Genomic DNA, 12051 nt, shown 5'->3' on the forward strand with positions numbered 1-12051 from the left:
TCAGCGGAGTTCGATCTGTTGGTCGGCGGCGACGGTGAGCATCTCCTCGTCGTACTCGACGGCTCGGAGCGAGTCTCCGCAATGTTCGATGCGGACGGCCCGCCCCTCCACATGGTCCAACTCGGCGGAGGCGCTAGCGAACCCGGTGATGCAGTCCCAGTTGTGGGTCGTGGCCAGGACTTGGACGTTGTTGTCGGCCGCGGTCTGGAGGATCATGCGCCAGTAGTCCTCCTGGAGCAGGTGATGGATCCCGTTCTCGGCCTCGTCGATGAGTAGGAGCCCGTCTCGGCTGTTGGCGAGCGCCAGCGCCGCGGCGAGAATTCTGACCGCGCCGTCGCCGAGGTTGCGAAGAGGCACCGGGCGCTCCTCCCCCTTCAGCTTCACGATCGGCGTCGAGTCTCTGCTCATACGACCGCTGCCGCCGATGAACGCGACGCGCTCCACGCTCGGACCGTGCACGATCCGCAACGCCTCGATCGCCCTTTCCTCGTCCGGGCCGAGGGCGACGCTCTCCCAATGGTCCCGCATAATCCGGTCATCGGCAGCGGCGGGGCCGATCGACACGCATTTGATCGCGGGCGGGAAACCGTCTGTCGCGAAAGAGCGTCGCTGCCCGAAAGTGCGCCCGGGACGTAGGGGACGATACGAAGTCGGGGCCTCGGGGCTCGGCACAGGAACAACCATGCGCTCGGTGCCGATCGTGACCAAGAGCGCCAGGGCGTCCGACTCGCTCAGCCGGACGGGGAGCCGCGGGTCCTCGGTCTCCAGCAGGTCCTCGAGGGCTCGCATCTCCAGCTTCATCGGTGGCGCGGAGCCGTTGGGGCCGATCACCACAGAACCCTCCGAAGGGTCGGAGAACCACCCGAAGAGTCGCCTATAGTCGGGAACGGCTAGCCGCCGCGCCGCGTCCTCCTCGTCGGGAACCGCCGTCACGTCGCCGCGGGCTTCGAGGATCGATTCGCACACCGCCGCCGAGGCGCGCCCCGCGTAGAGCTGAACCGCTTCGAGGACCGTCGTCTTGCCGGCACCGTTGAGCCCCGCCAACAGAGTGACGCGCCCCAGCCGTCCGACCGAGAGATGACAGATCCCGCGGAACCCCGAGATCGTCAGATCCGGCAGATGCAGGCCCCGATCGGTGCCGCGCCTAGCCACAGGTCGCCTCCTTCTGCTCCGGGACGCAGTTCACGCTCAAGGCTAGCGGCCCCGGCACCGACGCCGAGGAAACCGGCGGCAAACCCGCGAACCCCAACCGCGGAGCGAGAGCGCCCTGTGCCGCCACAATCGACCGCGTGCTCCTCGCCCTGTTTATCGGCCCGCTCGGCCGCGGGCTGCTGGCTTTCGGCCCTCGCTGGAATGACAATTGGGTGGCAGCGCGTGCTGCCAGCGAGAATTCAAACACTGGCGTCCGCGGCCAGCAGCACTTGGCCCCAGGCCAGCACCGCCCGGTTCACCGTGGGCCAGTCACACCTCAACTCGGCTTCCACATCGGTGACCGGGCGCGCGTCGCGGCCCACCGCGACGGTCGCCCAGCGGCCCGCACGGGACGTGAGCCCCGACCGCGGCGGCACAATCCGCTCGTCAACCTCGCCGAGCGAGGCGACCCCACAACTCGACGACGGGCACCGCCAGCGCTACTTGTGCCACACCAACCGCACCGGACGCCCGAAGGCGGGCAGGTCCACCAACCGCACCGGGCTGGCGCCCTTGGACCACACCGCCCCACCGCAGCCACCACAGGACGGCGGCGCCGAGTCCGGATTTGCACCGGCAGCGGCCCGGCAGGCTCGTCGTCGACGCCGAGGACTTCCACCTCGCCCAGACCGACCACCAGTTCACAGATACGCGTAGGGTTCTCCTCCACCGGGGGCCTCCTCCGATTCGGTGTGTGTCAAACCCGATTCTGGAGGCCCCACCCCCGCCATCGCGGACCCAGTGCCCGCTCAAAACCGAAGAGCCAGCAATCTCTGCGGTCGCTGGACTCACCGCCCGCTAATTCTCGACGCTCTCAGGCCGTGAAGAGAGGATAAAGAACCAATGGGGCACAACGGCTCGACAAGACCCGCTCCGCCAGGTTCGCCCTTTCACCTCCAACCCACGGACTTGGAGTTGGCGATATCGCAAGCCGCGGACGACCTCAAAATCACGGCGTTCGGCCAGCGCGTCCGTGCCACTCTCCGGCGCAACCGCGCCGCAGAAGGCAACGCCGCCCTACCACATGCGTCATACAAGGACGTTGTGGGGCCAGACCTCGTGCGCGAACTCAATGCCCTGTGGTTCTTGGCCGCCTCGGATACGCCCGACGTTGCAGCCCCGACACGCCTAGATCGAGAACTCCTCGGCCTGCTGGAAGGCCACGTAGACATTGCCAGAGCGATCGTCGCGCGCTTGTGGGACAGCCGACTCGACGACTTTGCAGCATCGTTCGTCGACTACGACAACGTGCCAGTCCCACTCTGCCCGATGTACTGGAACGCGAGAGATCTCATTGGCAACGCCGATTCGGCATTTCCTCGACCTCTGACCCAGATCGTCGAACGGCTCAAGATGGAACTGGCCAAGTCGCCACCCATGCAGGCGTCCCTCGACCATCTCGATCAGGTGTCCCCCACATACCTGCGGCACCTCCACGCCAAGAAACAGCGCTTCATCGAGGAGTCGCCATGCCGGCCCGACGAGACGGTCGCGGAATGGGCGGACCGACTACAGGCCTTGATCCAGGATGCAAGATCAGAGGTCCCGCCGGCGCTCCTGGCGCTCAACCAGCTCATCCACGTGACGGTGATATGCCTGGTGTCCCTCGCCGTCTGGGACAACAGGGCCCGCCCCGACGATGTTTCGTCGTGTCAACCCTCGCTCGCGGAAGCCGCGCCGGCGGTGCCTGACGACGTCGCGCCCAAGCCGGACGTCGACCGCGGGAGGTCGCCGGACACGGCGATCCCTGAGAGCTACGAACTGACCGTGTCGGCACTCGAACTCATGTTCCCGCCCCTCGACGCGGCAATCCGCTTCTACGATGGCGCACGCCTCCGCAGCATTGCGGTCGTCAAAGGAGCGTCCATCTCCGGCGCAAGAGGCAGAATCGTCGATGCCCGCGTGACAATCGCTCCGTTCGCGTCATACGAGACGGAGCCGGCGGGGAGTAGTTAGCGATGGAGGGCTGGTGTATCGCCATCGCCCAGGAGACCCCCGAGGGTCCCCCCACGTTCTCATCCGTTCGCCCGCTGTCCGACGATGAGCACCGACGATTGGAATCCGTGATCCGCACCCTGTGCGAGAAGCTGGGTCGTACCTCATGGCATGTGCTGCAACAGAACCATCACGCCTTCTGCACGATCGAGCAGGCGCTCTCGGATCCCGGTGACGGCCCATTCGCCGGACACCAACCTCAACCGGAGTCGCTGCAGATTGCCGTCACAACAGCGATCGTGAACTTCCTCTCGTCGATGCACATGTACCTCGAGCACACAGAGCGCCACCTAAAGCAGGCCGACAAGGCTGACGGCGGGGACAGAGCGACCTCGTGGCAGGCCGCCCGACACGCCGAACACGACGACTACTTCGCGTACAGGTTCCTCTACAAGTTCCGCAACTACGTTCAACACGTGGGTCTGCCATTGCATGCGTTGAATATCGACCACGCCTTGAAGGACGCCGACGACATTGCCGAGCGGGTCTTGAGGGGCGAGCCACCACTAGTCGATGGCGAGACCTCCCACGCCAAGACCATCTCGATCGCGTTGCGGGTGGTGCCGTCAGAACTCCTGCGGGAGTTCAAGACCGGCAGACACCTCAAGACGGACCTCGAGTCTCTCACGACCGACATCGACCTCTCCGAACAGATCCACGTCGGAATGGAATGCTTGACTCGGTTGGAGTCCGCGTTCCAGGAGGCGTTCAGGCCAGAACTCTCACGCTGCGTCACCGAATACGCCGAAATCGTCGGAGAACTGGACGCCTACGAGAGCCCTCCCTTCCTAATGCACGTCGATCAGGAGCAGCCGTACCTGACGCTACAACTGAGTGACCTGCAACTTGCGAGATTCTTGTTGGCAACGCAACTCACGACCGCCCCGACGACCTAGTCGCCAAGTGGCTAACCGGCGCGCGCAGCGGGCATGTGTCCGGGACGACTCACCTGAGCCTACGTGGTGCCCGACCCCGGGTCAGTCTTCCGCGCAGAACCCCGGTGACGGTGGCGACGAGCGCCCAGTTGAGGTTGCCGAATCTCCGCGTCTTGTCAGGCAAGGGGGTTCGGTTATCCGTCCCGTGCCGGGGCCGACCAATATGGCCTTTGGTCTAGTGTCAAAGGTGGTGTGCCTTGGGTTCCGCGCAGTCAGCTTGCTGGAGTCCCGAGAGATTGTGGAGGATTCGACTGCCTCGGCGGCACCGATTGTTTTTGCCCTTGCTGCATGACGCCGTTCAGGGTGCACCCACCGACAGCGCCAGCACAGTCAGATCCGACACCAACGGCCTCCGCCCCGGTTCTCGCTTTCGGTTCGGGCGGATCAGCCTGAACAACGAGGATTCAGCGCCGGATCGAGATCACACATTTCTGGCGCGACTTCTACCGAGACTTCTACCCGACGCTGCCGCACGGAACAGCACGCATTGGCACGCATGCACACGGGCGACGCCTTGAATCCCCTACTCAGCGGCACTATTCCACACGCAGCCGCACGCTCTCACACGGCACCCGTCCGGCTCATAACCTGAAGGTCGGAGGTTCAAATCCTCCCCCCGCCACTGAGAAATCCCAGGTCAGAGCGACGCTCCGGCTTGGGGTTTTGCTCGTTGGCACCGGATCTCTGTCAGATTTTCTACCGGAGCCAACCCGCGACACGGGTACCGGAACTTGACATCGGCTCGCCCGCGCCGCAGGTGGGGGAGTTTTTCTTGATCGGCGGGAACCGGGGTGGGTGCGGGTTCGTCTGAGTGGTGATGACTATGGTGTTTCGCGACCGCCGGGTTGGCGTGTGTGCCGCGCTGGTTGGTGGGGATCGCCGACGTCCACTGGCAGAGCCGGCCGAGCCCGCCGAATAGGCGGATTGCCGCAGTTCGGCTGGGAGGGTTCGTGGCCAACTCGACGGGTGTGGGGCTGGTCGTGGTGGTTGTCGGGCTGGTCGCGGTGTCGTGCGGCGGCGCAGCAGCGCCGGATGCTGACAGCGGCGGCGAGGTCACGGTGATCGAAGAGGATGCCGGGGAACCCCAGGAAGGTGGGGAAGTATCGGTGCCGGTTGGGCGGGCCCCGAGCCCTCACGGTCCGTTCAGAGCGGTGTCTGTGGGCAGCTTTGATGCGTGCGGGTTACGCAGTGACGCCACGATTGCTTGTTGGGGTTCTGGCCCGAGTGGGCCGGAGATCGATGTGCTGGACGAGACGTTCAGTTCGGTGGCCGCCGGCTGGAGGCATTACTGCGGGCTGCGCACAGACGCCACGATTGTCTGCTGGGGCAGCAGCCATCACGGAGCAGCCGACGCGCCCGACGGGACCTTCAGCGCCGTGTCGGCGAGTTGGGACGCTTCGTGTGGGCTGCGCACGGACGCCACGATTATCTGCTGGGGCTCGAACTGGTTGGGCACAGCGGACGCGCCCGACGGGGCCTTCGGTGCGGTCTCCGCCGGCTGGGCGCATTCGTGCGGGCTGCGCACAGACGCCACCATCTCGTGTTGGGGCGACAACGACGACGGCCAGACCGACGCCCCCGACGGGACCTTCAGTGCGGTGAGTGTCGGCGCGGACCATTCGTGTGGGCTGCGCAGCGACGCCACCGTTGCCTGCTGGGGCAGCAACGAGTACGGCCAGACCGACGCTCCCGCGGGGACCTTCACCGCCATCAGCGTCGGCGAGCTGCATGCGTGCGGGCTGCGCGCCGATGCCTCCGTTGTCTGTTGGGGCGATAACTACTGGGGCCGCGCGGACCCGCCCGAGGGGACCTTCAGCGCCATCTCCGCCGGCCTGTACGACACCTGCGGGCTGCGCACAGATGCCACCATCGCCTGCTGGGGCAAGCTCTATGACGCGGGAGTCGTCCCCGACGGGGCCTTCAGCGCCGTCAGCGCCGGATCCGACTATTGGTGCGGCGTCCGCGCCGACGCCACCGTTGTCTGCTGGAGCCACGACGGCGAGCGAGAAATGCTCGACTTCGGTGAGGCAGACCCGCCTGCGGGGTCCTTCAGCGCCGCCGCCGCCGCCAGGGACCACACCTGCGGGCTGCGCACAGATGCCACCATCGCCTGCTGGGGCGCTGACGAAGTGGTCACCGAGCCGCCCGAGGGGACCTTCGCCGCCATCACCGCCGCCAGGGACCACACCTGCGGGCTGCGCACGGACGCCACCGTCGCCTGCTGGGGCGCTGACTCCCGGGGCACCGAGGACCCGACCCCCGAGCCGCCCGAGGGGATCTTCGCCGCCATCAGCGCCGGCGAGTTCCACACCTGCGGGCTACACACAGACGGCACCATTGCCTGCTGGGGCGACGCCGACATGGCCCCCGAGCCGCCCGAGGGATCCTTCGCCGCCATCAGCGCCGCCAGTGACCACACCTGCGGGCTGCGCACGGACGCCACCGTCGCCTGCTGGGGCAGCAATGACTACGGACAGACCGACCCGCCCGAGGGGACCTTCGCCGCCATCAGCGCCGGCACGTTCCACACCTGCGGGCTGCGCACCGACAACACCATTGCATGCTGGGGTTACAACGACGCCGGGAACGTTCCCGACGGTACCTTCACCGCCATCACCGCCGGCCGACTCGAAACCTGCGCGCTGCGCGCCGACCGAACCCTCCAGTGCTGGCGCGCCCTACCCGACGGCGTCCACGCCACAATCGCCGACGGCCACCGGGACAAACGCGGCATCGGAACCAATCGAGCCACAACATGACACCGACAGACCAACCCACCACATCGCCACCGCCGAGAGTCAAGCAAGCTGGAAGCAGCCCTCGCGGCGGCCACGGATAGACGACGCGGCAAACCTACTGTTCGACCTTGGCTTGCTCCCGGGAGCATCCACCCATAGCGAGAAGCGAAGCCGCCGGATTGGGCGGTCGAGTCACCTGGTTGAGTTGCGTGCGGCGATTCACTGCGTGACATCCAGGTTCAGTGGGAAGGACTCGATCTGCCCTGTTCGAGACGAGTAGTAGGCCTGACGGAAATCGAATTTTGCTCGACCGGCGGCAATGCACTTGCTCTTGATCAGGTCGATGGTGGCCAACTTGTCATCGTCGGACGTGGTGATTCCGAAGATGATGCCCTTGAGCGCCGGGAAGTCGTAGGCCATTGTCAGTTGGTCTTCGGGCAGGGTGTCGCTGAGCAGGCTGTAGGTCACGAGGCGGTGTTCTTTCTCGTATGACCATTCGTTGGTCTTGGTGCAGGCGTCCCGCCGGTACTCGGACCACAGGGCATCCCTCCAGTCACCGATGTCCGCGTGGGGAGCCATGTGCGCGGCGACAGCAGATGTATTGCCGTCCTCGTCGGTGAACCAGACTGTTCGCGCGGAGGCTTCGGGCAGTCTGCTGATGCGGGCGAAGAAGTCGACTTCATCGAGCGACTCGACGTATCGCACTCTCTCGAAGTGGATCCGGTCGGCACGGCGCGACCGCTGAATCGTGGGTTCATCGCATCCGACGCCGTCGGCGCCTTCGTGAAGTGTCAGCGAGGGCCCGTACTCGTCGTTGTCCACTGCGAAGACCAGACAGACCCCGTAATGCCCATCCGCGTAGTGTGCCCACTGGGCGCTGTTGCTGTAGCTCTCCGTGAAGCACGCCGCGTACCACCGGGGTCCGACGGCGAGCGACAACTGCTGCACATACCCATGCGGAAAGTCGGTGAGAAGAAAGCTGCGATTCCGCTCGGTCACGCTGGTGCACGGGCGAACGACTGCCATCTTGGCCTCGACGCGACACTTGGCCACTACCTGCTGCGTCACTTCGAACCCCCCTCGGACAAGCGCCTCCTCGTCTGTGAGTTGTTCAAGGAGATCAAGGAGCGCGCGCAGAGAACTCGGCAGCGCGGACGACAGGTCCACATCCGCTGGTCCTCGCTCCTGCGGACCGTGCTCGATGTGGCTCCTGTGGATCGCCGCGACTGCGTGGGCGTGAATGCACGACAGGTAGAACTCCAACTCGTCGCTTCGAGCCGCTCGTCCGAGACCACCTAGCCGAGATGCGATCCCCATGAGATCGAACTGCTCATTGAGATCGCGCCAGATCTCGTTCAAGAGGTCGACGTACTCCTGGGACAGCGGGTCGTCCCAGCGCATGTTGATCGGGATGTCAGAAGCACCAACACGTCGGTTCGGCTCGCTCAGCCGCAGAAGGAGGTAGATGTGGTGCAAGCAGTTCACGTAGTGGCGGAACAGGTTCGTCCACGCGATCGTGTCCCCACGCCACACGAACCCGCGGATCGGCTCCAGCGGATCGTTCAGCTTCGCAGGCTCCGCGAAATAGATCGTCTGCGACACCAGCTCAGCGCGATCGCCGAGCAGTCGATCAACCGAGCGAAAACGGTAGATCTCATCCATGGGCACGGACCGATCGGGTCATCGGCTAGGCGCTGGCTCCGATGCGGATGGGGATGGCGGTTTCTGTGTCGCCGTCGTCGAAGATGGCGAGGATTTGGAGTCGGGCGCCGAGGCTGTCGAGGTAGCTGCGCAGGGTTGACACTTTGACGTCTTCGCCGCGTTCGAGTTGTGAGACGGCAGGTTGGCTGATGCCCAGTTCGGCGGCGAGGTCGGTCTGGGAGCGTTCGAGGGAGCGGCGCAGTTCATAGAGGCCGATCTCTGCGAGGGTGTCCAGCCGCAGGGCGGCGAGGCGCTCGGCGGCGCCGGGCCGCGCGGCAACGCGGTCGTGAAGATCTCGGTATGACGTTGTGTTTGGCATTGTGCTGCTGTCCATTCGTGTGTTGTCTTGTGTCTAGGTCTCGTCATCGAGGAGCCCTTCTGTTCGTAGTTCCTCGAGGTGGATGTGGTAGAGGTCGTCGGCTCGGGGGATCGCCCAGTCGTGCCACTCGTTCCAGCGGCCCGACTTGTCGCCGCCGAGCAGGAGGATGGCGTGGCACCGCGGGTCGAAGGCGAAGAACACTCGCAGTGCGCCGGCCTTGGACACGCGGAGTTCTTTCATGTTGGCGTGTCGTGACGAGGTGATCTCCCCGACGACGGGGCGGCGCAGGCTCGGTCCGACCTCGGCGAGCAGCATCACCCGGTCGTCGAGGGCTTCCTGCTGCTCGGGAGTCAAGCCGTCCCACCACTCGCCGAACTCGTCGGTGAACTCGACCTCCCACACGCCAACCATTATAAGCTAGATCTTGTAGAAGCGCGGGCTTATGGTTCTGATCACTCAGCGGTTAGACAGTCGGTCCAGCGGCCCTGACCTCGTAGCGCTCTTGGAGGAGGTCGCCGCCTTCGACGCCGGCGACGGTGCGTCCCAGTGCGGTTCACTACGCTCAAGAACCTTTGGGAACGTATCTGAGGGCGATCGTCAGTTGGTGATGTAGTCCGCCCAGCGTTGTAGGACTTCTCGGCGCCGCTCAAGGAGGTCTGATCGCATGTAGGCGGCTTCGACGCCGGCGACGGCGTGGCCGAGGACCTGTTCGGCGGTCTCGCGGGGCACGCCGTCTTCGGCCATCCAGCTTCGCAGGGTTGCCCGCAGTCCGTGGGGTGTGCCGCGGATGTCGAGTTCGCGGCACAGTTTGGACAGTGTCGCGTCCGATGCTGCTCGGCCGGTGGGGGATGGGAAGATGAGCGCGTCGGCATCAGGGTTGGCGTTTGCGTGGTCGCGGGCTTCGGCGATCACTCGCAGCGCCGCTGTCGAGAGAGGTACCCGCATTGGCCGGGCGGTCTTGGTGCGCTCGGCGGGGATCTCCCAGACCGCTGTGTCGGTGTTGATCTCGTCCCATGTCGCCTGCCGGGCTTCGCCGGAGTGGGTGCCCGTGAGGGCGAGGAGTTCGTAGATGGCCTTGGTCGACCACCAGGCGCCGGAGGCTCGCACGCGACGGATGGCGTCGCCGACCTCGGATGCCGGCAGCGCCTTGTGGTGCTGGACGACGCCGTTGGGTTTGGGCAGGGCGGCTCGGGCTGCTTCGGTTGCGTCGCGGTCGGTGAGGCCTTCGGCCATCGCCCACCGCAGCACGGCGCGGATGCGCCCGAGGGTCTTGCGGGCCTGTTCGTGGCGCTTGAGCCAGATCGGGCCGACGATGGCGAGAACGTCCGCGGTGGTGACCTCGCCGACGGGCTTGTTGGCAATGGTGGGGTAGACGAAGCGCCCGAAGGTGCGGTGCCAGTGGTTGGTGGTGCGGGGGTTGCGCCAGCCGTCGGCGTGCAGGGCGATGGTCTTCTCGGCGGCGTGTTCGAAGGTGACGGCCCGGTTGCCGCGGGGGTCGCGGCCCTGGGCGAGCGTTTGGCGGTTCTCGAATGCCTTGGCGCGGGCGTCGGCGAGGGAAACGATGGGGTAGGCACCGAGGCCGATCATGACCGGCCGGCGGTTGATGTAGAGGCGCTGGCTCCAACTCTTGCTGGTGCGCCCGTCGGCCGCGGGCTTAACGAGCAGGCTGAGCCCGTGGCCGCCGCGGCCGCCGCCGTAGCGGCCGGGATGCTTGATTTGGCGCACGAATGTGGCGCTGAGCCTGCTGGGCCGGTCCACGGTTATGCTCTCGGTTATTACATATTGTTCGGGATGGTCGTGGAACAGTCTAGACGGTATCAGCTACGAAAGTGGCGTTGAACTGGGATAATGATCATCGCTCCGGACAGTCTCGGACACTGTCGGACCCCATTTCTGTACCCCCCTCGGCGCCGTCGTGTTCCTGGCCTCGGACGCCTCGGCCATGATCACCGGATCGGCCCTCAAGGTCGACGGAGGCTGGACCGCCGTCTGACAGCCCCGCGGTCAGCTGCTGTATCTCCTACCGGTCCCAGAGCCAGTCGAGGTCGGAGAAGGCGAGTGCTTCGCGGAAGCCTGCGATGTTGTCTCGGACGTTGAGGATGAGGCACCGGTCGCCGCGCCCGGCCCCGGAGCACCTCGACGGGGACGGAGTTGCGCGGGCGCTGACGGGGGTGTTAGCCTGCCCCGGCATTTTGTCCGCAGCCGCTCTCGTCGAGATGAGGAGGCAGGTTCATGTCCGTCGTGTCGAGGTTCGTTCAAGGACCCCCCCCCCCCAGCGTTTAGGTTCTGATCGCCGCCTTCGCGGCCTGGCAGCGCTGCTCGCCGGCCTGGTCGTGGCCTCGGGCGCATTGGTTTCCGCCCCCACCGCTGCCCAGCAACCCGAAGACTCCGACGCCGCGGTGGTGCGCATCGTGGCCCGCAAAGGCGCCGACGGCCGCGTCGAGTTCGCCCTGCAACAACGCCACGACGACACCTGGGGGCAACGACAACTGCCCCGCTCGCGGTTCTTCCCCACCACCGCCCCCGTCGACCGCTGGCTCACCAGCAGCCCCCTGAACCTCGACGCCGCGGTGGTGCGCATCGTGGCCCGCAAAGGCGCCGACGGCCGCGTCGAGTTCGCCCTGCAACAACGCCACGACGACACCTGGGGGCAACGACAACTGCCCCGCTCGCGGTTCTTCCCCACCACCGCCCCCGTCGACCGCTGGCTCACCAGCAGCCCCCTGAACCTCGATGACCGGCCCGCGACCACCCCCGCAACGAAGCGCTACACCGCCATCACAGTCGGCTTCCATCTTTCGTGCGCGCTAGACAGCGACGGCGCCATCACCTGCTCGGGCGACGACGACAGCCACAGCGCAGTGACCGACGCGCCCACCGGCCGCGGCTACACCGCCATCTCAACCGGCGGGGACACAAACTACTTCACGATGCCAATGGACGACTACGAGGGATTTTCCCACTCGTGCGCGCTGGACCGCGACGGCGCCATCACCTGCTGGGGCGGCAGCAGAATTTTCTGCGGCTTCGCCGCCGATAGCGGTCCGACCTGCTCGCGACGAGCGACCAACGCTGGGACCGGCGCGCCCACCGGCCGCGGCTACACCGCCATCGCAACCGGCCGCGGCCACTCGTGCGCGCTGGACCGCGACGGCGCCATCACCTGCTGGGG

At 66.1% G+C, this 12051-nt stretch carries 10 protein-coding genes and 1 pseudogene; 5 read left to right on the top strand and 6 right to left on the bottom strand.

What is annotated here, in order from left to right; genetic code table 11:
• Window positions 1-1152 carry an AAA family ATPase gene (locus tag OXG55_07590; protein MCY4103104.1) on the bottom strand — a complete coding sequence of 384 codons (1152 nt, stop codon included), beginning with the start codon at window positions 1150-1152 and terminating at the stop codon, window positions 1-3.
• A gap of 239 nt (window positions 1153-1391) precedes the next feature.
• Window positions 1392-1568 (bottom strand): hypothetical protein, encoded by a 177-nt coding sequence (locus OXG55_07595; GenBank protein ID MCY4103105.1) that lies wholly within the window; start codon window positions 1566-1568, stop codon window positions 1392-1394.
• 538 nt (window positions 1569-2106) lie between these two features.
• Between OXG55_07595 and OXG55_07600 the strand changes: the two genes are divergently transcribed.
• From OXG55_07600 to OXG55_07610, 3 genes are all read left to right on the top strand, one after another.
• Window positions 2107-3147 carry a hypothetical protein gene (locus tag OXG55_07600; protein ID MCY4103106.1) on the top strand — a complete coding sequence of 347 codons (1041 nt, stop codon included), beginning with the start codon at window positions 2107-2109 and terminating at the stop codon, window positions 3145-3147.
• Between the two features lie 107 nt (window positions 3148-3254).
• Complete coding sequence (locus tag OXG55_07605; GenBank protein ID MCY4103107.1) at window positions 3255-4082, top strand: hypothetical protein; 828 nt, start codon at window positions 3255-3257, stop codon at window positions 4080-4082.
• 989 nt (window positions 4083-5071) lie between these two features.
• Window positions 5072-6880: a hypothetical protein gene (locus OXG55_07610; protein ID MCY4103108.1), complete on the top strand. Its 1809-nt coding sequence runs from the start codon at window positions 5072-5074 to the stop codon at window positions 6878-6880.
• Between the two features lie 198 nt (window positions 6881-7078).
• Here OXG55_07610 and OXG55_07615 read toward each other — a convergent pair whose 3' ends face one another.
• The 4 genes from OXG55_07615 to OXG55_07630 form a co-directional block, all read right to left on the bottom strand.
• Window positions 7079-8521, bottom strand: coding sequence for a DUF2971 domain-containing protein (locus OXG55_07615; protein ID MCY4103109.1), 1443 nt, complete (start codon window positions 8519-8521; stop codon window positions 7079-7081).
• Between the two features lie 25 nt (window positions 8522-8546).
• Complete coding sequence (locus OXG55_07620) at window positions 8547-8879, bottom strand: XRE family transcriptional regulator (protein MCY4103110.1); 333 nt, start codon at window positions 8877-8879, stop codon at window positions 8547-8549.
• Window positions 8880-8912: 33 nt separating this feature from the next.
• Complete coding sequence (locus OXG55_07625; GenBank protein MCY4103111.1) at window positions 8913-9290, bottom strand: type II toxin-antitoxin system RelE/ParE family toxin; 378 nt, start codon at window positions 9288-9290, stop codon at window positions 8913-8915.
• A 186-nt stretch (window positions 9291-9476) separates the two neighbouring features.
• A complete protein-coding gene (locus OXG55_07630; protein ID MCY4103112.1) occupies window positions 9477-10637 on the bottom strand; it encodes a tyrosine-type recombinase/integrase in 1161 nt (386 codons plus the stop codon).
• Between the two features lie 145 nt (window positions 10638-10782).
• On the opposite strand from OXG55_07630, the pseudogene OXG55_07635 reads away from it, so the two are divergent.
• Window positions 10783-10872: pseudogene (locus tag OXG55_07635) on the top strand (SDR family oxidoreductase).
• 340 nt (window positions 10873-11212) lie between these two features.
• Window positions 11213-12051, top strand: an 839-nt coding sequence (locus OXG55_07640) for a hypothetical protein (protein MCY4103113.1), incomplete at its 3' end; no start/stop codon positions are given.

Source organism: bacterium (genome assembly GCA_026708055.1).
Taxonomy (GTDB): domain Bacteria; phylum Actinomycetota; class Acidimicrobiia; order Acidimicrobiales; family CATQHL01; genus VXNF01.